The organism is Pseudomonas migulae, from assembly GCF_043225285.1.
Taxonomy (GTDB): Bacteria; Pseudomonadota; Gammaproteobacteria; order Pseudomonadales; family Pseudomonadaceae; genus Aquipseudomonas; species Aquipseudomonas migulae_C.
Genome location: NZ_CP171224.1, coordinates 5,806,773 through 5,830,751, shown reverse-complemented (window position 1 = coordinate 5,830,751; position 23,979 = coordinate 5,806,773). Strand labels below are relative to the sequence as shown.

Sequence of the window (23,979 nt, the reverse complement as noted above, 5' to 3'; positions counted from 1 at the left end):
GGAAAGTTAAAAACGCGTATTTTTGAGAAACTCAGCCAGACGCGGTGATTGCGGACGTTCGAACAGCTCCTTGGGTGGCCCCTGCTCTTCGATACGCCCCTGATTCATGAAAACGATCTTGTCTGAAACCTCGAACGCGAAACGCATTTCGTGGGTCACCAGCAACATGGTCATGCCTTCGTCCGCCAGGCCCTTGATCACGTTCAGCACTTCACCGACCAGTTCCGGGTCAAGGGCCGAGGTGACTTCGTCGAACAGCATCAGGCTCGGGTTCATCGCAATCGCCCGGGCAATTGCCACGCGCTGTTGCTGACCGCCAGACAACTGCCCCGGATAGTGATTACGGCGCTCCAGCAGTCCGACGCGCTCCAGCCATTTTTCCGCCAGGGCCACGGCCTCGTCCTTGTGCAGCTTCTTGACCTTCAACAGGCCCAGCGTGACGTTCTGCAGCGCGGTCAGGTGCGGGAACAGGTTGAATTGCTGGAACGCCATGCCGGTCATGGCGCGATGGCGGGCGATGACTTTTTCCGGGTGACGGACGCGTTTGCCGTTGACCTCGTCATAACCGATGGACTCGCCATCGAGCATGATCTGGCCGCCCTGGAATTCCTCGAGCATGTTCACGCAGCGCAGCAGCGTGGTCTTGCCCGAACCGCTGGAACCGATCAGCGTTACCACGTTGCCGCGCTGCATGGTCAGGTCGACGCCCTTGAGCACTTCGAGCTTGCCGTACTGTTTGTGCAGGCCGCGAATATCCAGCAGGGCCTGAGCGTTTTGAGCGTTAGCGTCTTTTGAATTTGAGAGCTGAGCTTGAGTCATGGCAAGGCCACCCGCTTTTCAATGTGCCGGCCGAGTAATTCGATGGCGTAGTTGATGACGAAAAACAGAAATCCGGCGAACAGGTAAAACTCCAGCGTCATGAACGTCCGGGCGATGATCTGCTGGGTGCTGAGCAGCAATTCAGCCACGCCGATCACCGACAGCAAGGTCGAGGCCTTGACGATCTCGGTGGACGAGTTGACCCAGGTCGGCAGGATCTGCCGCAGCGCCTGAGGCAACAGCACGTAGCCGAGGGCCTGGTAGAACGTCAGGCCGATGGCCTTGCTCGCTTCCATCTGACCGCTGGGCAAGGCCTGCAACGCGCCGCGCACGATCTCGGCGACGTGGGAACCGCAGAACAGCGTCAACCCCAGGGCACCGGCCTGGAATGCACTGATCTGCCAACCCAGTGCCGGCGCCATGTAGAAACAGGCAAGCACCAACACAAACACCGGCGTACCGCGAATGATGTCCACGTAAAAACGGAACGGCGCGCGCATCCAGAACTTGCCGTACGTCAGCACCAGACCGGCGACAATGCCGACCATCGTGCCCAGCAAAATCGCCAGCGCCGACACTTGCACGCTGGTCAGAAAGCCTTGCCACAAAACCTCTCGGGCAACCCACAACTCATGCAACCAACTGGGTGATTCGTACATGGGGCCTCCTATCGGCGGATCGCCAGACGCTGCTCGAGGTAACGCAGCAACATGGCAATGAGGTAACAGGCCGCAACATAGAGCGCTGTGGTCACCAGCCAGGTTTCAATCACCCGGTAGCTTTCGACATTGATCTTGCGCGCGTAATAGGTCAGCTCCGGCACGGCAATCGCCGCCGCCAGCGAGGTGTCCTTGAACAGCGAAATGAAGTTGTTCGACAGCGCCGGCAGCACATTGCGCAGCATCACCGGCACGGTGACGTAGGCCTTGACCTGCCATTCACCGAGGCCGATGGCGAGCCCGGCTTCGCGTTGCCCTTTTGGAATGCTCAACAGACCGCCGCGGAACACCTCGGTCAGGTACGCCCCGGCGTACAGCGACAGCGTGATGATGAACGACGGAATTTTATCCAGCCGGATTCCGAGGCTCGGCAACGCAAAGTAGATCAACAGGATCAACACCAGAATCGGCGTATTGCGGATCACCGTCACATACACCGATGCCAGCACCCGAAGCGCGCGGTGCTTTGAGAGCAAAGCAAACGCCATCATCAGGCCGATCACGCAGCCGATGGCGATCGACACCAGCGCCAGCTGCAAGCCCAGACCGAGCCCCGCCAGCAAGGTGTCGAAATCGCGCCACACGGCGGCAAAGTTCAACTGATAGTTCATGGTCAGCAGTACCTTGAGCGGGGCGCGTTATCGGCGCCCCACTCTCACGGGATCATTTGAATTCGACTGGGAAACCGATGGCAGGCGTTGGCAAATCAACACCGAACCACTGTTTGAAGGACGCTGCGTACGCCGGGAACTCAACGCCGGTCATGGCTTCATGCAGTGCGGTGTTGACGAAGTTCAGCCAGTCCTGATCGCCACGCTTGACCGCACAGGCGTAGGTTTGCGGGCTCCAGGCGTAGGTCGGGCTGCGATACCGGCCTGGGTTCTGCACCATCAGGTATTTCACCGACGACTGATCGGTGGCGGCCGCATCGGCACGACCGGAGTTCACGGCCTGGTACATCAAGTCCACGCTGTCGTACTGATCGACCTTGGCAGTGGGCAACGCCTGATGCACCAGTTCCTCGGCATAAACGTTCTGCAGCACCGCAACGGTGACCTTGTCGCCCGCCGCTTTCAGGTCTTCGATTTCCTTGTACTTGCTGTTGGCCGGCAGCAGCAGACCCACACCTTCGCGGTAGTACGGCAGCGTGAACGCCACTTGCTGGGCACGGCTGGCGGTGACGGTGATGAACTGGCAGCTGATGTCGACCTTGTCGGTCAGCAGGTTGGGAATCCGTGCATCGGACGACTGCACCACGTACTCGACCTTGGTCGGGTCGTTGAACAGACCCTTGGCAATCATGTGCCCGATATCGATATCAAAACCCTGCAACTTGCCATCCGCCCCCTGGAAGTGCCACGGCGCGTTGGTACTGCCCGTACCCACAATCAATTTCCCGCGGGCCAGCACGCTATCGAGCTTGCTGTCCGCCGCCTGGGCCACGCCCACGGCAGCAGCCGAAGCTGCAAAAAGAAAAACACACGCTTTAAACAAGGAAGGTCGGCGATGCATGGCAAGCACTCCAGGATTATGTTTATTCCGCTATACCGGAACAAGGTATGTAACAACGGAATAGACAGCAGAAAGTGTGCCACAGGTTGAAAGGCGAAGGCAGGGGAAATTGAAAAGTGTTTTGAATCAGAGGGATGCGCGAAACGGCGCAGAGGGTGTTACGAAAGGTGCTGATGGGAAAACGCTACCGTTGGCTACGGGGGCGGGTATCAGGTTCACAGTTGGTGCGCGTGTGCTCCTGAACGCGGCATGGACCCGTTTCATGAGGTTTGAGGAAGATGGCCTTCGCGAGCAAGTCGAACCGTCGCACCGCCACTCTCACATTTGAAATGCGTTTCCCTGTAGGAGCGAGCTTGCTCGCGATGGACGACAACGATTACGCGTTCTTACTATTACAACGCGTTGCCTAAACGTTTTTCGCGAGCAGGCTCGCTCCTACAGTTGTCCTGCGTCGTGCACAAATCCCCTGTAGGAGCGAGCCTGCTCGCGAAGAGGCCATCAGCTACGCAGCAAATTACCCGTCGAGCCGCATTAACCTGACCCGCGTCACCCGCCGCTCCTCCACCGCCACAACGGTCATCCGCCAGCCTTCCCATTCATGGCTATCACCGATCATCGGCAACCGGTCCATCAGGCTCATCACCAGCCCGGCCAAGGTCTGGTAATCGTCGGTGGGTTCTGCCGCAAACCCGGTGCGCTGGCGCACTCGCATCAGGTTCAACGCGCCGCCGACCAGGAAGCCGCCATTGTCCTCGACCACGTCCGGGCCTTCGATTTCGCTTGCGTCTGGCAGCTCGCCGGCGATCGATTCAAGAATGTCGGTCATGGTCAGCACACCGACGAAATCGCCGAATTCGTTGACCACGAATGCAATGTGCGTCGAGGCTTTGCGCATCTGTTCCAGGGCATTGAGGATCGAATAACTGTCCAGCAAGTTGAGGGTCTTGCGCGCCAGGTGTTCGAGGTCGGGCTCGTTTCCGCCCAGGTATTCCTTGAGCAGTTCCTTCTTGTGCACAAAGCCCAACGGCTCATCCACCTCGCCGTCGCGGATCAGCGGCAGGCGCGAGTAGGACGATTGCATCAGGCGTGTACGAATCGCCTCGGCCGTGTCGGACAGGTCGATGTGGTCGACGTCTGCGCGGACGGTCATCACGGTGCGGATTGGGCGTTCGGCCAGTTGCAGGACGCCGCTGATCATCACCCGCTCACGTCGGTCGAACAGCGCTTCACCCGGTGCTTCGCCGTTTTCCAGCAAGTCGGCAATTTCTTCGTCGACTTCTTCCGCCGCCAGTTTGCGACCGCCGAGCAAACGCAAGACCGCGTGGGCCGTGCGTTCGCGCATCGGGCGCAGGCCCTGCATGGACTTCTTGCGACGGGCCCGGGCGATCTGGTTGAAGATTTCGATCAGGATCGAGAAGCCGATGGCCGCATACAGATAGCCTTTCGGAATGTGGAAGCCCAGGCCTTCGGCAGTCAGCGCGAAGCCGATCATCATCAGGAAGCCCAGGCACAGCATGATCACCGTCGGGTGCGCGTTGACGAAGCGGGTCAGCGGCTTGCTGGCGATGATCATCAGGCCGATGGAAATGATCACGGCGATCATCATCACCGCCAATTCATCGACCATGCCCACTGCGGTAATCACGGCGTCGAGGGAGAACACCGCATCCAGCACGACGATTTGCGCGACGATCGGCCAGAACAGCGCATACGTCGTGTTGGTCGTGCGTTCGCCGACATGCCCTTCGAGTCGCTCGTGCAATTCCATGGTGGCCTTGAACAACAGGAACACACCACCGAACAGCATGATCAGGTCACGCCCGGAGAAGCTCTTGTCGAACACCTCGAACAGCGGCTGCGTCAGGGTCACCAGCCAGGAAATACTCGCCAGCAGGCCCAGGCGCATCAGCAAGGCCAGGGACAGGCCGATGAGTCGCGCACGGTCGCGCTGCTCGGGCGGCAATTTGTCCGCCAGGATCGCGATAAACACCAGGTTGTCGATGCCGAGCACCAGCTCCAGCACGATCAACGTCAACAGGCCCAGCCATGCGGTGGGATCAGCTATCCATTCCATAAAAACGTCTCGATCTGTTCAGTGAATTCAGAATGCCGGACACGGCAAGGCGCGGCGCTGGGGCCGTGGAGTTGCAATGGCAAAGGGGTTCGGAAGTCGAAAGACCGGGTGTTTCGCGTGCGTCAAACGTGCACGGTGACGCTGGGAGAATGGATAACTGGGAGGCTCCGAGAGGGTGTTCATGCAAATCCTGAAAGGAAAAAGGCCTTGGAGCGTACAGGTGAAAGCGACTTTTCCTACAGCCGGAAATCATTACAAAATCTGTAGAACCTCAGGAATTCATCGTTTTTGGGGCCCTCATCGCGAGCAGGCTCGCTCCCACATTGGAATGCATTTCAAATGTGGGAGCGAGCCTGCTCGCGATGCTTTAGCGGCTTCTGACCCGCTCGATATACCTGACTACCGCTGGAGACTTCTCAAACCGCCGATAAACCAGCGACAACCACGAACTTGCCTCACAACCCTTGATCGTCCGGTACACCACCCCCGGCAACCCGACATGTCCGACAACCGATTCCGGCACCACCGCCACGCCCTGCCCCAACGACACCAGCGCCAGCACGGCCACCAGCCCGCCCGGTTGCGATCCCAGTTTCGGCGCGAACCCGCCTTCGGCGGCGACTTGCAAGGTGCCGCTGATCTGCTCCGGCAGGATGAACGACTCGCCCTGCAGATGTTCCGGGCCGATCTCGGCCAGGCGGCACAGCCACGACTCGCTCGACAGCGCCAGCACAAAACCCTCTGCGTCGAGACGAATCGCTTCCAGGCCTTCCGGCAAGGTCATGGGTGAACGGACATAACCGATGTCGAAGCGACCTTCGAGCACCATCGCCGGCAAGGTCGCCATCGGGCTTTCGCGCACGTTGAGGCTGACGTCCGGGCATTCGCGGCTGAACGCTTGCACCTGTTTCTGCAGCAAACCCGAGTACACCGCCGAGGCGACGTAACCGAGCTCAATGTGACCGATATCGCCGCGACCGGCGCGCTGGGCATGGCGCTGGGCGGACTCGAACTGGCGAACGGTGGCTTCGGCTTCGATGACCAGTGCCGCGCCGGCCTCGGTCAGGCGCACTTCACGGGTCTCGCGCACGAACAGCCGCGTGCCGAGTTCACTCTCCATGTCCTGGATCTGTCGAGTCAGTGTCGGCGGCGCGATGCCCAGTTGCTCGGCGGCGCGCGTGAAGTGGCCATGTCGGGCAACGGCAAGAAAGTAGCGAAAATGGCGGATGTCCAATTGTGCATTAGCTCAAAGGTAATGAAGTGTCAGCTGTCGGCTAACAATGCCTGCAAAAGGTCGCGATAAGCTGGCTTGGCAATCACAGTAGAGAGCCCATGCCATGCACGTCAAACCCCATATCGTCTTTGTGACCGAAGGCCTTGCACAAAAGGCAATCCACTCATGAACCGGGTCAATCCGCGCCTGACCCTGCTGACGGCCTCCGGCGTCTGTTCGCTGATCGTCCTCGACACCAACATCGTCGCCGTTACCCTGCCAACCATCGCCCGCGACTTGGGCGCCAATTTTGCCGACATCGAATGGGTGGTCAGCGCCTACATGCTGGCCTTCGCCGCCCTGCTGCTCCCGGCTGGCAGCATCGCCGACCGCTTTGGCCGACAGAAAACCCTGCTCTGCGGCCTGGGTCTGTTCATCCTGGCGTCCATCGGCTGCGGCGCCGCGCCCAACGCGTTGTTTCTCGACATCGCCCGGGCAATCAAAGGGGTCGGTGCGGCATTGCTGCTGACCTCGGCCCTGGCCTCTATTGGCCATACCTTTCACGATGAAGTCGAACGGGCCAAGGCCTGGGCGTTCTGGGGCGCGTGCATGGGCGTGGCGATGACCGCTGCACCCACCATCGGCGGGCTGATCACCGAATACATGGGCTGGCGCTGGATTTTCTACCTGAACTTGCCGGTGGGCCTGTTGCTGATGGTCATGGTCTGGCGCGCGGTGCCGGAATCTCGTGACCCGCAATCCGCCCGCCTCGACCCCTGGGGCAGCCTGGCCTTCAGCGCCAGTCTGTTGTGCCTGATGTGGGGCCTGATCGAAGCCAACCGGCTCGGCTGGAACAACCCGACCACTTATGCCCGCCTGATCGGCGGCGCGCTGTTGCTGGGGTTGTTCGTGGTGATAGAGCGCATGCAACAACGGCCGATGGTCGACCTGAAACTGTTCAGGCACCCGCGTTTCATCGGCGCGCTGCTGGGCATGTTCGCCTATGCAGGCTGCGCTCAAGTGATGATGACGTTGCTGCCCTTCTATCTGCAAAACGGCCTGGGTTTCTCGGCCATCGCCTCGGGTCTGGGCATGTTGCCGTTTGCCGTGACCATGCTGATTTGTCCGCGGATCGGCGTGCGCCTGTCCACCCGTTTTGCCCCGGCGACGCTGATGGCCACCGGTCTGACCCTGGTCGGCAGCGGCAATTTGCTGAGTGCCTGGGCGGTCAACAGCGGCGGTTACCTGCCCTTCGCCCTGGCGATTGCCGTGACGGGCGCCGGTGCCGGATTGCTCAACGGCGACACGCAGAAAAACATCATGGCCTGCGTGCCAAGGGAGCGCACGGGCATGGCGTCGGGCATGAGCACCACCATGCGTTTCAGCGCCATCGTGTTGGCCATCGGCGTGTACGGCGCCCTGCTTTCCAGTCATACCGAACAACTGTTGCGCGCCAGCCTTTCGACCCAGGGCGCGCAATGGCTCGCGCAAACCCAGGGCATCGCTTCGCGGGTGGTGGCCGGTGACATGACGGCAGCGATGAACCTGTTGCCGGGCAACGCCCAGAGCCTGATTGAACCCTTGGCTCGACAGGCTTTTGTCGGTGGTTTCAGCCTGCTGCTGTGGGTCGCGGGTCTGCTCGCCTTGTTGGGCGCGCTGGTGGTGGGCACCTTGATGCGCAACCCGATCCCCAACCCAACGGCGTCCCCCGTCAACGCGAATGCTTGAATGACGCCAGTACCCGTTCGGCATTGGCGTCGCAGCCCATGCCTTCGGGTTTTGACTGGATATCGTCGATCACCGCCAGCAGCTTCGCCTTGCTCTGCGCCAGGTGAAGCTGCATTTCTTCGATCTGCTCGACTTTACGGTTGAGGCCCGCCACAAGTTCATCGTGTTTGAATTCACCGGTCGCGGTGTCCGGCATCAACTGCTTCAACTCCTCCAGACTGAACCCGGCCTGCTGCGCGCACTGGATGAGGTACAGCGTCTGCAGAACCTGGTCCGGGTAATGCCGGTAGCCATTCGCCCGACGCTCGACTTTCTGGATCAGGCCCTGAGCCTCGTAAAAACGAATACGCGACGGGTTGAACCCGCTCAACTGCGCCAATTCACCAATCTTCATCACGGTCTCGATTTGCCTGCTTGACATTAAAGTTAACTTTAAGCTTAGCCTCTACCCTTCACTGATGAGGAGTCAAGCATGTCGCCCTTCCAAGCGTTGAATCTGCCCAACGGCCAGACCGTCGCCAATCGCATCGCCAAAGCCGCGATGGAGGAGAACCTGGCCGATACCGCACAGGCACCTTCCGACGCGCTGTTTCGCTTGTATCAGGCGTGGGCCGTGGGTGAAACCGGCCTGTTGCTGACCGGCAACGTGATGATCGACCGCCGTGCCATGACCGGCCCCGGTGGCGTGGTGCTGGAAGATGACCGCGACCTGCAACGCTTTCGCCAATGGGCAACGATTGGCCGTTCCGGTGGCGCGCAGTTCTGGATGCAGCTCAACCACCCGGGACGCCAGACCATGGCCAACCTCGGCCAGCAGGCACTGGCACCTTCAGCGGTGGCGCTGGACCTGGGTTCATTCTCGAAGATGTTTGCCGAACCCCGGCCGATGTCCGAGGGCGATATCAGCGATGTAATCAGCCGCTTCGCCACCAGCGCAGCGCTCGCCGAAAAGGCTGGCTTCACCGGCGTGCAGATTCATGCGGCGCACGGTTATTTGCTCAGCCAGTTTCTGTCGCCGTTGACCAATCGCCGTGATGATCGTTGGGGCGGTTCCCTGGAAAATCGTGCGCGTCTGTTGCTGGAGGTGATCAGCGCCGTTCGCCGGGCCGTGTCGCCGCAGTTTTGTGTGTCGGTGAAGCTCAACTCGGCGGACTTCCAGCGCGGCGGCTTCGATGCCGACGATGCCCGTCAGGTGATCCAGTGGCTCAACGATCAGCAGATCGATTTGCTGGAGCTCTCCGGAGGCAGCTATGAGGCCCCGGCCATGCAAGGTGAAGCGCGTGATGGCCGGACCTTGGCGCGGGAAGCGTACTTTCTGGAAATGGCCGGCGAACTGGCCGGCGTGGCGCGCATGCCGGTGATGGTGACGGGCGGGATTCGGCGCCTGGCCGTGGTCGAACAGGTGCTCGACAGCGGCATCGCCATGGCGGGCATCGGTACGGCACTGGCGATCGAACCGCAACTGGTCAAGCACTGGCGCGAAGGCCGGGACAGCCATCCGCAATTGCCGCCGATCAACTGGAAACGCAAGCCGCTGGCGTCCCTTGCGAACCAGGCTGTGGTGAAATTCCAGCTTCGTCGCCTTAGCCGCGGCAACAAGCCCCGCCCCGAAGTGTCGGCCCTCTGGGCGCTGATTCTTGACCAGCTGTACCTTGGCCGCCGTACGCGACAGTATCGTCGGGCGATGGGTAAGTAATCGAGGTCAAGGCATAGACCGAGTCGCCTTTATCGCGTGCAGGCTCGCTCCCACATGGAGACTTTGGCGGACACAGATTGCGTGTTCAACAACGATCCAATGTGGGAGCGAGCCTGCTCGCGATGAGGTCAGTCGCAACCACACCGCACTCAGCCAGAAACCAGCTCATCGATATGCCGATACTCCGCTCGCAACTCCGCCGCCAACTGCCGCGCGCGCCCCAACCGGATCGGCCCGCGCTCGATATCGATCAGTAGCCCCGGACACTCAAGCATCGGTAGCATTGGCCACTCCTTCAAGCGCCCGTCCGTCACCAGCAACAACCGCTGCTGCTCGGCCGGAAAGCGTTTTTGCCGCGCCGCAAGCCATCGCCCCGCCTCGCCCAGCGCCGCCAGCAACGGCGTGCCGCCGCCCGCACCCAGGCCATCGAGCCAATGGCCCAATCCGCGAGACGCTTTCAACCCCTGCACTTGCCAGGTGGGCGAATGACCGCTGGCAGTCAACAACGCCAGGCGTGCGCGCTGGCGGTAAGCGTCGTCGAACAGTTGCGCCAGCAGCCCCTTCGCATCGCTCAATGCCTGATGGCGGCGCGTCGAAGCCGAGGCGTCGACGATCACCAGCCACAGTTCATGGGGCGAACGGGTGCGCAATTGAAACAGCAGATCCTGACGTTGGCGCGGGCGGCCATTGAGCAACGTGCCAGGCCAATTGATCGAGCCACTGCGTGCGGCGTGACGCTTGCCCTGTTTGCCGTGGTCCAGTCGTCCCGCACGGGGTCTGGCATTCGCCCCCGCGTCAGAACGAGGGCGAATGCCTAGGGCTTTTTTGGCCAGCTCGGCACTTCGCGTCGGGCACCGACCGGCAGCGCCTGGGCGGGCATGTCGCCCCATTGGCCCTGGCCTTCGCTCGGGCCGGATTGCTGTGGCGAAGGTTGTTGGGCCTTCTGTGGCGCCGGTGGCGATTGCTCGCGACGGCGATGGCGCAATGCGAATTCGGCCACGGCGTCGATATCTTCCTCAGCAATGGCACTGCCTCCCCGCCACGCCGCGTGGGCACGGGCGGCGCGCAACCAGACCAGATCAGCACGCAAACCGTCGACGCCGGCCGCGAAGCAGCGCTCGGTAATCTGCGCCAACGCTTCATCGTCGAGAGGGATGCTCGCCAGAATACTGCGTGCTCTTTCGCAACGTTCGCGCAGAGAATGCTGCTGACTTTCCCAGTCGACACAGAAACGTTGCGGATCGCTGTCGAAATCCAGCCGCCGACGAATGATCTGGCCGCGCTCGGCAGGCGCGGTATGGCCGCTGAGCGCGACATTCAAGCCAAAACGATCGAGCAATTGCGGACGCAATTCGCCCTCTTCCGGGTTCATCGTGCCGATCAGCACGAACTTCGCCGAATGCCGATGGGAAATGCCGTCGCGCTCGATCAGGTTGGTGCCACTGGCGGCGACATCGAGCAGCAGATCGACGAGGTGATCGGGCAGCAGGTTGACTTCATCGACGTAGAGCACGCCGCCGTCTGCCTTGGCCAGCACGCCAGGAGAAAACTGTGCGCGACCTTCGCTCAGGGCGGCGTCGAGGTCGAGGGTGCCGACCAGGCGTTCTTCCGTGGCACCCAGGGGCAAGGTGACGAACTGACCACTGGCGAGCAGGTCGGCGAGACCTCGGGCCAGGGTCGATTTCGCCATGCCACGCGGGCCCTCGATCAGCACGCCACCGATTTTCGGGTCGATGGCGGTGAGGTACAGGGCGAGTTTCAAGTCGTCGGCGCCGACCACGGCGGATAAGGGGAAATGCGGAGTGTCGGTCATTATCAAATCTCGGTCATGGTCGGAAATTGCTTTTACTGTAGGAGCGAGCCTGCTCGCGATAGCGGTATTTCAGTTGATATCTGCATTGATGACACACCGCTATCGCGAGCAGGCTCGCTCCTACATGGGATTTGCGGTGTGTCAAGTGTCTTCTTCTATGTCTAGCAGCAGGTTTTCCAATGCTTCTTTATAGGCGCCGGGCTCCTGCCACATCCCGCGCTGCTGCGCTTCCAGCATTCGCTCGGTCATGTCCCGCAGCGCATGGGGATTATGTTCGCGAACGAAGTCACGGGTCGCCGGGTCGAGCAGGTACGCTTCCGCCAGCAACGCGTACTGGTGATCGTCGATCAACTGCGTGGTGGCGTCGAATGCAAAGAGATTATCGACCGTCGCCGCCAGTTCAAACGCACCTTTGTAGCCGTGCCGCTTCACCCCGTCGATCCACTTCGGATTGGCTGCCCGGGAGCGGATCACCCGGTTCAGCTCTTCCTTCAGGGTGCGGATCTTCGGCAAGTCCGGCTGGCTGTGGTCGCCGTGGTAACTGGCCGCTGCTTCGCCGCTGAGGCTTTCCACGGCGGCGAGCATCCCGCCCTGGAACTGGTAATAGTCATTGGAATCGAGCAAGTCATGCTCGCGGTTGTCCTGGTTTTGCAGCACCGCCTGCACCTGGCTCAAGCGCTGGGCGAATTGGTCGCGGGCGGCGGTGCCTTCGTCGGTGCCGCCATAAGCGTAGCCGCCCCAGTTCAGGTAAACCTCGGCGAGGTCTTCGCGGCTCTGCCACAGGCGCCCGTCAATGGCGCCTTGCACACCCGCGCCGTAGGCACCGGGTTTGGCGCCGAAGATGCGCCAACCGGCCTGCCGTCTGGCCGCTTCTTCATCAAGGCCCGATTGCAGCAATGCTTCACGCTCGGCGCGGACCTTGGCCGCCAGTGGGTTGAGATCGTCCGGCTCATCCAGCGCGGCGACCGCCTGCACGGCGGCGTCGAACAGCCGGATCAAGTTGGCAAAGGCATCGCGGAAGAACCCGGACACACGCAAGGTCACGTCGACGCGCGGACGGTCGAGCAGGCTCAAGGGCAGAATCTCGAAATCGTCGACCCGCTGACTGCCCGTGGCCCAGACCGGCCGCACGCCCATCAGCGCCATCGCCTGGGCGATGTCATCGCCACCGGTGCGCATGGTCGCGGTGCCCCAGACCGACAGACCGAGCTGACGCAAATGATCGCCGTGATCCTGCAAGTGCCGCTCGAGGATCAGGTTCGCCGATTGGAAACCGATGCGCCACGCGGTGGTGGTCGGCAGGTTGCGCACGTCCACCGAATAGAAGTTGCGCCCCGTGGGCAACACGTCGAGACGCCCGCGACTCGGCGCGCCGCTCGGGCCGGCCGGGACGAAGCGGCCGCTGAGGGCATCCAGCAAGCCGCGCATTTCCGCCGGGCCGCAGGCGTCGAGCCTTGGCGCAACCACTTCGCGCAGGTTGTCGAGGATGGCATTCACCTCAGCCCACCCCGATCCCTGTAGGAGCGAGCCTGCTCGCGATGGTGTGTCAGCCACGTTGGTGTCGACTGACACACCATCGCGAGCAGGCTCGCTCCTACAGGTGTCCAGTGTTTGCGAGATCAGTTGCGCGGCGAACAACTCCAGGCGTTCGCGGATATCCCCGGCTGTTCGCCAGGCCTCGTCACTGACAGATTGCAAGGCATCCGGGCGCGGTCCGGTCCAAGGCTCAGCCAACGTACAATCCAGCGGATCGAACCCCAACCCGAACGCCTTGGCCAACGCCCGCAACAGACTCGATTGCGCCCCGCGTCCGTCGCCCCGGGGAATCCGCAGCAGCGCCAGCAACGTATCGATGCGCAAGCGCCCGGTCGGCGACTCACCGAAAATGTGCAGGCCATCGCGGATCTGCGATTCCTTCAAATCGCACAGGTACGTGTCGAGCCGCGGCAGCCAGATCGCCGCGTCGGCATCGCTGTCGAGTTGCTCGTCCAGCTGCAGTTCGCGGTCGATGTGCGTGTCGCGCACCAGTTGCAGAATGTCGCGCTGCAATTCCCGAGCACGGCGCGGATCGAGCAATTGCGCTTCGTAATACTCGTCCGCCAACAGCTCAAGGTTGCGCAGCGGCCCGTAGGTTTCGGCACGGGTCAGCGGCGGCATCAGGTGATCGATGATCACCGCTTGCGTGCGTCGCTTGGCCTGGGCCCCCTCGCCCGGATCGTTGACGATAAACGGATAGATGTTCGGCAGCGGCCCGAGTAACGCATCCGGCCAGCAGTTTTCCGAGAGCCCGACGCCTTTGCCCGGCAGCCATTCGAGGTTGCCGTGCTTGCCGACGTGGATCACGCCGTGGGCGCCATAGGTGGTGCGCAACCAGAAATAGAACGCCAGATAACCGTGGGGCGGCACCAGGTCGGGGTCGTGATAGACCGCGCTCGGGTCGACCTGATAACCCCGCGCCGGTTGAATGCCGACGAAGGTCAGGCCGAAGCGCAGCCCGGCGATCATCATCCGTCCGCCTCGGAACATCGGATCGCTGTCGGGCGCGCCCCAACGTTCCAGCACCGCCTGGCGATTGGCCTCGGGCAAGGCGTTGAACATCGCATTGTAGTCGTCCAGCGCCAGGCTTTGATGACACGGACGCTGGTCGAGGGTGTCGAGGTCATTGCTGACCCCGCCAAGCAATTGCTGGATCAACGCGGTGCCGCTGTCGGGCAGTTCGGCGGGCAGCGGATAACCTTCCTGATGCAGCGCACGCAAAATGTTCAGCGCCGCAGCCGGGGTATCGAGGCCGACGCCATTGCCGATGCGCCCGTCACGGGTCGGGTAATTGGCGAGGATCAGGGCGATGCGTTTTTCGCTGTTGGGCACCCGCGCCAGATCGATCCAGCGCCGTGCCAGTTCGGCGACGAAATCCATGCGCTCCGGTTGCGGTCGATAGCACACCACATCCGATTGGCTGCGCTCGCTACGCCAGGCCAGGTCCTTGAAGCTGATCGGCCGGCTGATGATCCGACCGTCCAGTTCCGGCAACGCAATGTGCATGGCCAGATCCCGCGGACCCAGGCCCTGCTCGCTGGCACGCCAGCCGGGTTCGTTGTCCTGGGCGCAAATCGCCTGGATCACCGGGATATTACGGCGAAACGGGCGCAAGTGCGGCGCTTCCGGGCTGGACTGAGCGAAACCGGTGGTGTTGAGAATCACCCCGGCCTCCACGTCATCCAGCCAGTCCTCGACCACCGACAGACAGCCGGGCTCTTTCAGACTGGCCACGGCAATCGGCAACGGGTTCAGCCCTGCCGCTTGCAAACGCTGGCAAAACACATCGATGAACGCGGTGTTGGCCGCCTGCAAATGCGAGCGGTAAAACAGCACCGCCGCCACCGGCTGACCGGCCTGCCAGTCGGCGTGCCAATCGCTCAATGTCGCGGGGCTTTTTTGTGGATGGTAGATCGCGGTGCGTGGCAGGGTTTGCGGTTCGGCCCAGGCGTAATCGCGGTCCAGCCAGCGATTGGCCAGGCAACGAAACAGGTCGAGCGCGTTGCCCATGCCGCCCTGGCGCAGGTAATGCCAGAGCCGGTCGCGATCTTCGGCGCCGACGGTGCTGAGGTCACTGAGCTCCGGGTCCGGACGATCATCGCCCGGCACCAGAATCAGTTGCACGCCGCGCTGTGAAAGCTCGACCAGCCGCTCGACGCCGTAGCGCCAATAAGCGATGCCGCCGTGCAGCGAAATCAGGATCACCTTGGCGTGGCGCAGCACTTCGTCGACATACAAATCGACCGAGGCGTGATTCTGCACCTGCATCGGGTTGGCCAGACGCACGCTCGGGTAATCGTCGGGCAGTTGCTGCGCCGCTTCAGCGAGCAGCGCCAGGCTGGAATCGCCGCTGCACAGGATCACCAGCTCGGCGGGGGTTTGTCCAAGGTCGGCAATGTTGTCATCCGACACGAAACCGCCGGGCTGGGTCCTGAGCAGGTGCATGGGTTAAACGCTGAGCGCGGCGCGCAGTTGCGCTTCGAGTTGTGCGGCGTCCAACTCCTGGCCGATCAGCACCAGACGTGTGATGCGCGCCTCATCGGCGCCCCACTGGCGGTCGAAGTGCTTGTCGAAACGCGTGCCCACGCCCTGGATCAGCAGGCGCATCGGCTTGTTCGGGATCGCCGCGAAACCCTTGACCCGCAGGATGCCGTGCTTGACCACCAGTTGCGTCAGCGCATCCATCAGCAGGCTTTCGTCAGCCTGGGGCAGTTCGATGGAAATGGAGTCGAACGCGTCGTGATCGTGGTCGTCATGGTCATCGCCGTCGTGGTGGTGATCGTGATGGCTGTGACGGCTGTCGATGTGTTCTTCGGAACCGGCGCCGAGACCGATCAGCACGTCCAGCGGCAGACGCCCGCTGCAGGCTTCGATGACTTTGACGGCGGGCGGCAGTTCTTCGGCGACTTCCAGGCGCACACGGGCCAGGTCTTCAGGGCTGATCAGGTCGGCCTTGTTGAGGATCACCAGGTCGGCGCTGGCCAGTTGGTCGGCGAACAGTTCGTGCAGCGGAGATTCGTGATCCAGGTTCGGATCGAGTTTGCGCTGGGCGTCGACCTGGTCCGGGAATGCGGCGAAAGTGCCGGCGGCCACGGCCGGGCTGTCGACCACGGTGATCACCGCGTCAACGGTGCAGGCGCTGCGGATTTCCGGCCACTGGAAGGCTTGCACCAGCGGCTTTGGCAGGGCCAGGCCCGAGGTTTCGATGAGAATGTGATCGAGGTCGCCACGACGGGCCACCAGTTCGCGCATCACCGGGAAAAATTCTTCCTGGACGGTGCAGCACAGGCAGCCGTTGGCCAGTTCGTAGACGCGGCCGTTGGCTTCTTCTTCGGTGCAGCCGATGGAGCACTGCTTGAGGATTTCACCGTCGATGCCCAGCTCGCCGAACTCGTTGACGATCACCGCGATACGGCGGCCCTGAGCGTTATCGAGCATATGGCGCAGCAAGGTGGTTTTGCCCGAGCCGAGGAAGCCGGTAACGATGGTGACGGGGAGTTTGGCCAGTGTTTTCATCGGATGCCCTTTGGCAAGGTGGCGGGCATACGGGACGACGACCGCAGCGACAGGCGCGCGGAAGATTTCGCCACCGGATCACCCCGCCCGGTTGTAGTGAGAATTCGTTTCGAGGCAGGTCTCCTGGCTGACGGTGCGCCGGTCGCTAGACTGGCGTTCGCTGCGCCTTCCCGCGGGCTCCAGGGCTGGAGCGTGCAGTGGCGTGGCAGCGAACATCACCGTTCACAGTTGCGGGGGCAGCCGCGGCATCGACCGCGTTCCCTTCTTAGCTTCGGCATGCGCCGAAGAACCTCGAATGCGCAAGGCTACGCATGGTCTTGGGGCGGGTCAATGTCTTGTGTTAGCCGCACTGGCCCCATCGCGAGCAGGCTCGCTCCCACATTAGACCGCGGTCCACTGTGGGAGCGAGCCTGCTCGCGATGGGGGCGACTCGGTTCCGAGTTGAGAACCCCTGCCAATTGACGCCCAGCCCCTACCCATGCTCTCCTACACAACTTGTTACGGGTGCCCTTCACAGGGTGAAACGGGAAACCGGTGAATCATGTGCTTTACTCAAAGCCATGTCAGTCCGGTGCTGCCCCCGCAACGGTAAGCGAGCGAAGCGTCAGATCCACTGTGCCAGCAGTTCGGCATGGGAAGGTGACGCTTGCAGGTTTCGGCTGACGCCCAAGCCCCTCGCGAGCCCGGAGACCGGCCCGCAACACAAAGTGACGATTACGTTCACTGAACAACAAACCCGCGGTGGGCGGGCGCTGTTTGTATCTCTGCGAGCCCGATTTGCAGGGATCTTCCATGCGCTCTATTCACCCGCTGACAGACCAGAGGGAAGCGCCATGTCGATCATCAGCAGCACCGGCCACACATCCGCCAGCACTACCACGACCACTTTGGCCCAACGCCTGACCGCCGCCGTCTGTGCGTCGATCCTTGGTGCGTGCCTGGTGTACTTCGCCGGTTTCTCGCACATCGAAGCGGTGCACAACGCCGCGCACGATACCCGTCACAGCTCTGCTTTCCCGTGCCATTGAGACCTGCCGACATGATCAAGCGTATCGTGCAAACCGCAGGTTTCACCGGGCTGCTGGCCGCCCTGCTGCTGACCCTGCTGCAAAGCTTCTGGGTCGCGCCGCTGATTCTGCAGGCCGAGACTTACGAAAAATCCGAACCAGCCGCTGTTGAAGTTCATGAACACGCCGCCGGTGCCGCCGCCCACACCCACGATGCCGAAGCCTGGGAACCGGAAGACGGCTGGCAGCGCGTGCTGTCGACCACTGGCGGCAACCTGGTGGTGGCGGTCGGTTTCGCCTTGATGCTCGCGGGTCTGTACACGCTGCGCTCCCCGACCAAAACTTCGCAAGGCCTGCTCTGGGGCCTGGCCGGTTACGTCACATTCGTACTGGCTCCGACCCTCGGCCTGCCGCCGGAACTGCCGGGCACTGCCGCGGCTGACCTGGCACAACGGCAAATCTGGTGGATTGGCACCGCAGCCTCCACCGCAGTGGGTATCGCGTTGATCGTCTTCAGCCGCCACTGGCTGATGAAGCTCCTGGGCGTGGCGATTCTCGCCGTCCCTCACGTGATCGGCGCACCACAACCGGAAGTGCACTCGATGCTCGCGCCGGAAGCCCTGGAAGCGCAGTTCAAAATCGCTTCGCAGTTGACCAACCTCGGATTCTGGCTGGCCCTGGGCCTGATCAGCGCGTGGTTGTTCCGCCGCAAAAGCGATGGTCAATACCACGCATGACGAATGCCGGCACAGCGCCGACTCTTGTGGTCGGCCTGGGCTGCCAGCGTGGCTGCCCCGCCAGCACGCTGCGGGCGTTACTCGATCAGGCGCTACAGGCGCATCAAATCCCACTTCAGCAAATCACGGCCCTGGCCAGCATCGACCTGAAGCGTGACGAACCCGGCCTGATCGAGCTCGCCGCACAACTCGGATTGCCATTGACGTACTTCAGCAGCGAACAACTGGCCGGTTTTCAACCGCGACTCAGCCACCTTTCGGACATCGCCTTTGAACGCACCGGCTGCTACGGCGTAGCGGAAAGTGCTGCCCTCGCCCTCGCTGAACAACTGGCGCAGGCACCGGCGACCTTGCTGATTTCGCGACAAAAATATGCCCAGGCGACCCTGGCATTGGCCCGCTCCGGGTGAAATCCCCGATAATCCCCGCCTTCGATCATGAGCAATCTTCATCTGAAGCCTTGCCCAGCCCCTTTTTCTGACAGGAAACGACGATGACCGTCTACTTCATTGGCGCAGGTCCCGGCGACCCGGAACTGATCACCGTCAAAGGCCAGCGGCTGATCCGCAGTTGCCCGGTGATCATCTACGCCGGCTCGCTGGTGCCCGCCGCAGTGCTGGAAGGCCATCGCGCCGAGCAGGTGGTCAACAGCGCCGAACTGCACCTGGAACAGATCATCGAACTGATCAGGGCCGCCCACGCCAATGGCCAGGATGTGGCGCGAGTGCACTCCGGCGACCCGAGCCTTTATGGCGCGATTGGCGAGCAGATTCGTCACCTGCGCGAACTCGGCATTCCGTTTGAAATCATTCCGGGGGTCACGGCCACGGCGGCGTGCGCGGCGCTGTTGGGCGCAGAACTGACGCTGCCGGATGTTTCACAAAGCGTGATTCTGACTCGCTACGCCGACAAGACCGTGATGCCGGCCGGTGAAGAACTGGGGAACCTGGCGCAGCATGGGGCGACCATGGCGATTCATTTGGGCGTGAACCACCTGGAGAAAATCCTGGTTGAGTTGCTGCCGCACTACGGCGCGGACTGTCCGATTGCGGTGATCCACCGGGCGACCTGGCCGGATCAGGATTGGGTGGTGGGGACGATTGCGGACATTGCCGGCAAGGTTGAGGCGAAGGGATTTCGGCGTACGGCGTTGATTCTGGTGGGCCAGGTGTTGGGCAGTGATCAGTTCAGTGAGTCGTCGCTGTATCGCGCCGGGCATGCGCATCTCTACAGGCCATAGGCCCCCATCGCGAGCAGGCTCGCTCCCACAGAGGATTGAGGTCGGGCACAAAACCTGTGGGAGCGAGCCTGCTCGCGATGAGGCCAATGAAATATCAGGCATAAAAAAACGGCGCTCACGGGGCGCCGTTTTTTCATGTCGCAGCGAACGCCTTAGTAGTAGGCGTTTTCTTTCTGCGTGTGGTCGGTCACGTCACGTACACCCTTGAGCTCGGGAATGCGCTCGAGCAGGGTGCGCTCGATGCCTTCACGCAAGGTGACGTCAGCCTGGCCGCAACCCTGGCAACCGCCGCCGAACTTGAGCACGGCGATACCGTCGTCAACCACATCGATCAGGCTGACCTGACCTCCGTGGCTCGCGAGCCCCGGGTTGATCTCGGTTTGCAGGTAGTAGTTGATGCGCTCGTTGACCGGGCTGTCAGCGTTGACCATCGGTACTTTGGCGTTTGGCGCCTTGATGGTCAGTTGGCCGCCCATGCGGTCGGTGGCGTAGTCGACTACCGCGTCATCCAGGAACGCTTCGCTGAACGAATCGATGTAAGCGGTGAAGCTTTTCAGCCCCAGCGCGGTGTCTTCGGGTTTTTCTTCGCCCGGCTTGCAGTAAGCAATGCAGGTTTCGGCGTACTGGGTGCCAGGCTGGGTGATGAAGACGCGGATGCCGATGCCCGGGGTGTTCTGCTTGGAGAGCAGATCAGCCAGGTAATCGTGGGCGGCGTCGGTGATGGTAATAGCGGTCATGGAAACTCCTCGCAGGCTTGGGCGCAGTTTACGCCAATCATCGCGCCGTACAAAGTCCTAGTATTTTTGTCGGGAAAGCGCCAGCTCGCCGCGATCGGGTGATTCGCCGTCGATCTGTGCTTTAAGCCACCGATAGCTGCATTTTTCCACCCATTCGTAACTTGCCCACGACCCCACGCCGATGGCTGCGACGCAAACGACGAACATCACGTAAGGGTTTATGCCATAGCGTTGTGCGACAAATCCGCCGGCCGACAGCACCAATACGTGCATCAGGTACACCGAGTAGGAGCAATCCCCGAGTAATTTGAACACTCGGTTGTTCTCGAAAAACCGCTCGAGAGCCATGCACGCCATCACCAACACCGCACTCGGTACGCCCCAGGCCAAGAATCGCGGCTGCGGCGCCAAGTGGTAAATCGCCAGCAACGCAGCGCCGATCCCCAGCAACGGCAGCCATAAACCCGGCTTGATCCAGCCGCGACGGTAGATCATGCCGATGGCGATCCCCAGCAAAAACTCATAAACAATGTCGGATCGGTAAAACTCGCTGATCCAGCCGTAGCCGGTCCAGGCCTGACACACCGAAAACAGCAGCGCTGCGACGATCAGCAGGCGAACCTGCAAGCGGAACAGCAGCGCCCAGGCAAACAGCACGTAGAACAGCATTTCGTAATTGAGGGTCCAGCCGACATTCAATGTCGGATAAATCCCGTAGCCGCCGGGGTTTTCCGTAGGAATGAACAACAAGGACAGGAGAAAATGCGACCAGTCGACGGTCTGGTCCGGCAACACTGGCCGGGCGAAGACCACCACCAGCGCCATCAGAACCGTGTACAGCCAGTACGCGGGAACGATACGAAACAATCGATACAGCAGGAATCGTCCCGGCGGCAACGACTTGCCCTCGGTGGACAGGAAGATCACCAGGCCGCTGATGACGAAGAACACATCGACGCCCACCGCGCCCTTGTCGATGAACATCTGCCCGATGGGACCACGGGCCTGGAAGTCGAAAAAGATCTGCATGAAATGGTGGCAAACCACCGTCCAGGCCGCGAGCGCGCGCAGTGCCTGTACTGAAATCAACATCGACGGCCCTCCGGTCGCAATCCAGAACCACCGCCCCCCTGTAGGAGCCGGCTTGCCGGCGATGGCGGCGTCACGTTCAACATTAATGTGACTGTGAGGGCGCTATCGCCGGCAAGCCGGCTCCTACAAGGGTTTTTCGGTGCCTTATGGATCCGACACCGGGCCGCTAACGAAAGGTCAAAGATTCTCGTAGCGGTTCATGTCCAGCACGCCCTCTTCCACCGGTTCGGTTTCATGGACGTAGGTGCTCAGGTCATGGAAATAGAACCAGAACTGCGGATGGCTGCGGCGAATCCCCCAGCGTTCGACGATTTTTTCGAAGCGATTGGCGTCCTTGGCGTTTTCCATCGCATCCACGAACGCCGGCACCTGCTCGGCCGGAACGTTGAACATGAAGTTCGGATAACTGCTGAGTACGCCCGGGAAAAGGGTCAAGGTGTCGAGCCCCGGCTGATAACGCAGAGATTCCCCAAGCAGGAACGCGACGTTGCTGTGGGCGCGGTTGCGTAGCAGGCTGTAGACCTCGCGTTTGCCACTGGCCGTCTCAACCCGCAGCATCGTCGCTTCCGGTAACTGATCGATGACTTTCAGCCCGGCCGCCGGACGCGAAGTCAGGCGGCTCAGGGCCTGTTCGGCGCTCTGCAAGGCCGGATCGATGTTCGGCCGTGAGCAATAAGCACCGTCACAACGGTTGATCGGATCGGGTTTGGCATTCAGTTCGCCGTATCGGGTCAGCAGTTGCATCGCGAAGTCGCGCTTCGGGTCCTTCTCGTCGAGCTTCAGCGCCGTCGGCTTGTCATTGTCGATGGACTCGTAATCCAGCCACATCTTGAATTTACCGCTGCTTTGGTACCAGTCGTCGAGGAAACCGTCCCGGGAGTCGGCGGGCATCAGGCGCAGGAAGTTCTGCTCAGCGCCATTGCGGATCAGGTCGAAGTAGAGCCGTGTCTGGGCCTGGTGGGAGACGTTGCCGAACACGTCAAAATTCACCGCCAGCTGATAATAGGTGCGCTCCAGCAGCGGGAAATCGAACAGCCACATCGTCTGCGGCACGTCACCGATCAGGCCCTTGTTCACCGAAGCGCTGTCGAAATGCCGAAAGATCGTCAGTAGCGCGTTGTCGTTACCCGCCCACAAGGTCGACCAGCTCGGCGCGGGCGCGTCGGCATAGTTGTCGCGGCGCAGCGCCTCGTATTCGTTACGCTTGTCGCGGTAGTTGTGCCACAGGCTCAGGACGCTGCCGACGTCATCGTTCTGCCCCGGCATCGCCAGCAAAGGCGTAGCCTGGCCGCGATAATTGGGGTCAGTGATATAGAGGTCATGTTCCGGCGCCTGGAACAACGCCCAGAAGTTGTCGCGAATCACGTCCGTGGCGATCTGCCCCCGGCACACCGGCCCACGAATAAAGGTACGCACGAAGTATTCGGCGTTATCGAGCATGAACTGATAGCGCGCCTGCGCCGGAATTGCCTCGAACGTGGCGAATGGATTGGCCCGGCGCTCCGGCCCGTAGCCCGGCAAGGCATTGACTTGCCAGTTGCCGTTGTAGAACAGGCTTTTGATCCGCGCCATCTTCGCCGCACTCAGCGGGTAAGTGATGTGGGTCTTCTGCACGATCACGCCCTGCACCGGCCACAGGCGGTAATACACCTGCGTGCCCGGATCATCATTGGGACGGCGGGTGCTGATCAGGTCAATCGGCTGGCCGGTCGGCGTGCGCGAACGCACCCACTGGAAGAAATGCCCCGGCTCGCCGTCCTTGAAATAGAGGTGCGCGAGAAACCAGTGCTCGAACAGCCAGCGCCCCACCAGGCTCTGCCGTGCGCCCGGCGAGTTCAGCAAATTTTCCCACTGCACCACTTGCAGGGCTTCTTTCGCCGAAGGCACCAGCGCTTGCTCATCGATGGCTGCACCCGAGGCCAGCCAGCGTTGCAGCGTCTTGTACTGCTGATCGGTCAGGCCGGTGACCGCCAGCGGCATGCCTTCCTTGGGATGAGCGCTGGCATAACCGTCGAACTCCGCCGGCATCGCGCACATGTTTTCACGGTTCAAACCGAGAACGATGTCTTCCGGCAATTTGGCGTTGGGTGTCAGCGGCGTCTTGTGGCCCAGTTCCAGCATCCGCGCCATCAGCGCGGCCTGGCTGCCCTGGGCGTCGAGTACCGGGTAGAAGCCTTTCTGCTGCCAGGCGTGCTTGCCGAAAGCGTCGTAGAACAACCGGGTCGGCGCGGCAGCCTGGCTGCGCTCGCCGTCGTAGACGGGCACTTTCGATGCGCCGCGCGCCGCACCTTCGCCACTGCCCAGGTTGAGCTGACAGGCGGAGTCGTTGCAGGCATGGCAGGCCACGCACTTTTCGGTGAAGATCGGTTGGATGTCCCGGCTATAGGAAATAGCAGAGGAAATGGCCGGTTCCTGCGCGGCGGCGCCCCAGCTTAAAAACAGCAACGCAATGCTGATGACGCGAAAAGACATGTCCCTGGTCCTGATCGTGAAAAAAACTCCGCGATTCTACCGGCATGACCTCTGCGCCAACATGAGCG

At 61.7% G+C, this 23,979-nt stretch carries 20 protein-coding genes and 2 riboswitches; of the genes, 6 read left to right on the top strand and 14 right to left on the bottom strand.

The annotated features are described in order from the left end of the window. Positions 1 to 6: 6 nt before the first annotated feature. The 6 genes from ACF6ZU_RS26835 to ACF6ZU_RS26810 form a co-directional block, all read right to left on the bottom strand. Positions 7 to 819: an amino acid ABC transporter ATP-binding protein gene (locus ACF6ZU_RS26835; RefSeq protein WP_392888576.1), complete on the bottom strand. Its 813-nt coding sequence runs from the start codon at positions 817 to 819 to the stop codon at positions 7 to 9. Then, positions 816 to 1,478, bottom strand: coding sequence for an amino acid ABC transporter permease (locus ACF6ZU_RS26830; protein ID WP_008033040.1), 663 nt, complete (start codon positions 1,476 to 1,478; stop codon positions 816 to 818). Before ACF6ZU_RS26830 ends, ACF6ZU_RS26835 begins: the two co-directional genes overlap by 4 nt. Positions 1,479 to 1,486: 8 nt before the next feature. Next, positions 1,487 to 2,149, bottom strand: coding sequence for an amino acid ABC transporter permease (locus tag ACF6ZU_RS26825; protein WP_392888575.1), 663 nt, complete (start codon positions 2,147 to 2,149; stop codon positions 1,487 to 1,489). Between the two features lie 52 nt (positions 2,150 to 2,201). Continuing rightward, entirely contained in the window at positions 2,202 to 3,050 is an 849-nt protein-coding gene (locus ACF6ZU_RS26820) for a transporter substrate-binding domain-containing protein (protein WP_392888573.1), read from the bottom strand. Between the two features lie 514 nt (positions 3,051 to 3,564). Then, positions 3,565 to 5,124, bottom strand: a complete 1,560-nt coding sequence (locus ACF6ZU_RS26815) for a TerC family protein (protein WP_392888570.1) — start codon at positions 5,122 to 5,124, stop codon at positions 3,565 to 3,567. A gap of 367 nt (positions 5,125 to 5,491) precedes the next feature. After that, complete coding sequence (locus ACF6ZU_RS26810; protein WP_392888567.1) at positions 5,492 to 6,358, bottom strand: LysR family transcriptional regulator; 867 nt, start codon at positions 6,356 to 6,358, stop codon at positions 5,492 to 5,494. 165 nt (positions 6,359 to 6,523) lie between these two features. Between ACF6ZU_RS26810 and ACF6ZU_RS26805 the strand changes: the two genes are divergently transcribed. Further along, positions 6,524 to 8,065 (top strand): MFS transporter, encoded by a 1,542-nt coding sequence (locus ACF6ZU_RS26805; protein ID WP_392888565.1) that lies wholly within the window; start codon positions 6,524 to 6,526, stop codon positions 8,063 to 8,065. Here the strand turns inward: ACF6ZU_RS26805 and ACF6ZU_RS26800 are convergent. Then, on the bottom strand, positions 8,049 to 8,459 hold the full coding sequence (locus tag ACF6ZU_RS26800) for a MerR family transcriptional regulator (RefSeq protein WP_392888562.1): 411 nt from the start codon (positions 8,457 to 8,459) through the stop codon (positions 8,049 to 8,051). The genes ACF6ZU_RS26805 and ACF6ZU_RS26800 overlap by 17 nt on opposite strands. 78 nt (positions 8,460 to 8,537) lie before the next feature. Here ACF6ZU_RS26800 and ACF6ZU_RS26795 point away from each other — a divergent pair, with 78 nt between their 5' ends. After that, the gene (locus ACF6ZU_RS26795; RefSeq protein ID WP_392888560.1) at positions 8,538 to 9,761 is read left to right on the top strand and encodes an NADH:flavin oxidoreductase/NADH oxidase family protein; all 1,224 of its coding nucleotides are present in this window, start codon (positions 8,538 to 8,540) and stop codon (positions 9,759 to 9,761) included. A 149-nt stretch (positions 9,762 to 9,910) separates the two neighbouring features. Here the strand turns inward: ACF6ZU_RS26795 and ACF6ZU_RS26790 are convergent, their stop codons facing one another. From ACF6ZU_RS26790 to cobW, 4 genes are all read right to left on the bottom strand, one after another. Further along, positions 9,911 to 10,651, bottom strand: coding sequence for a VWA domain-containing protein (locus tag ACF6ZU_RS26790; RefSeq protein WP_392888559.1), 741 nt, complete (start codon positions 10,649 to 10,651; stop codon positions 9,911 to 9,913). After that, the gene (locus ACF6ZU_RS26785; RefSeq protein WP_392888558.1) at positions 10,576 to 11,574 is read right to left on the bottom strand and encodes an ATP-binding protein; all 999 of its coding nucleotides are present in this window, start codon (positions 11,572 to 11,574) and stop codon (positions 10,576 to 10,578) included. Before ACF6ZU_RS26785 ends, ACF6ZU_RS26790 begins: the two co-directional genes overlap by 76 nt. Positions 11,575 to 11,715: 141 nt before the next feature. Then, entirely contained in the window at positions 11,716 to 15,555 is a 3,840-nt protein-coding gene (cobN, locus tag ACF6ZU_RS26780) for a cobaltochelatase subunit CobN (RefSeq protein ID WP_392888556.1), read from the bottom strand. A 3-nt stretch (positions 15,556 to 15,558) separates the two neighbouring features. Further along, positions 15,559 to 16,626, bottom strand: a complete 1,068-nt coding sequence (gene cobW / locus ACF6ZU_RS26775; protein WP_392888555.1) for a cobalamin biosynthesis protein CobW — start codon at positions 16,624 to 16,626, stop codon at positions 15,559 to 15,561. A 95-nt stretch (positions 16,627 to 16,721) separates the two neighbouring features. After that, positions 16,722 to 16,935: riboswitch (cobalamin riboswitch) on the bottom strand. A 176-nt stretch (positions 16,936 to 17,111) separates the two neighbouring features. Beyond that, a riboswitch (cobalamin riboswitch) is annotated at positions 17,112 to 17,340 on the top strand. A gap of 119 nt (positions 17,341 to 17,459) precedes the next feature. On the opposite strand from cobW, the gene ACF6ZU_RS26770 reads away from it, so the two are divergent. The 4 genes from ACF6ZU_RS26770 to cobM all read left to right on the top strand — a co-directional run bounded on the left by ACF6ZU_RS26770 (position 17,460) and on the right by cobM (position 19,610). Then, on the top strand, positions 17,460 to 17,654 hold the full coding sequence (locus ACF6ZU_RS26770) for a CbtB-domain containing protein (protein ID WP_192416590.1): 195 nt from the start codon (positions 17,460 to 17,462) through the stop codon (positions 17,652 to 17,654). 11 nt (positions 17,655 to 17,665) lie between these two features. After that, positions 17,666 to 18,370: a CbtA family protein gene (locus tag ACF6ZU_RS26765; protein ID WP_392888553.1), complete on the top strand. Its 705-nt coding sequence runs from the start codon at positions 17,666 to 17,668 to the stop codon at positions 18,368 to 18,370. Further along, positions 18,367 to 18,780, top strand: a complete 414-nt coding sequence (locus ACF6ZU_RS26760; protein WP_392888552.1) for a cobalamin biosynthesis protein — start codon at positions 18,367 to 18,369, stop codon at positions 18,778 to 18,780. The genes ACF6ZU_RS26765 and ACF6ZU_RS26760 overlap by 4 nt, the downstream gene beginning before the upstream one ends. 83 nt (positions 18,781 to 18,863) lie before the next feature. After that, positions 18,864 to 19,610: a precorrin-4 C(11)-methyltransferase gene (cobM, locus tag ACF6ZU_RS26755; protein WP_392888550.1), complete on the top strand. Its 747-nt coding sequence runs from the start codon at positions 18,864 to 18,866 to the stop codon at positions 19,608 to 19,610. A 152-nt stretch (positions 19,611 to 19,762) separates the two neighbouring features. Here cobM and nfuA read toward each other — a convergent pair whose 3' ends face one another. The 3 genes from nfuA to ACF6ZU_RS26740 form a co-directional block, all read right to left on the bottom strand. Continuing rightward, positions 19,763 to 20,347: a Fe-S biogenesis protein NfuA gene (gene nfuA / locus ACF6ZU_RS26750; RefSeq protein ID WP_028621370.1), complete on the bottom strand. Its 585-nt coding sequence runs from the start codon at positions 20,345 to 20,347 to the stop codon at positions 19,763 to 19,765. Between the two features lie 57 nt (positions 20,348 to 20,404). Further along, positions 20,405 to 21,439, bottom strand: coding sequence for an acyltransferase family protein (locus ACF6ZU_RS26745; RefSeq protein WP_392888548.1), 1,035 nt, complete (start codon positions 21,437 to 21,439; stop codon positions 20,405 to 20,407). A gap of 177 nt (positions 21,440 to 21,616) precedes the next feature. Continuing rightward, a complete protein-coding gene (locus tag ACF6ZU_RS26740) occupies positions 21,617 to 23,911 on the bottom strand; it encodes a fatty acid cis/trans isomerase (RefSeq protein ID WP_392888546.1) in 2,295 nt (764 codons plus the stop codon). Positions 23,912 to 23,979 lie beyond the last annotated feature (68 nt).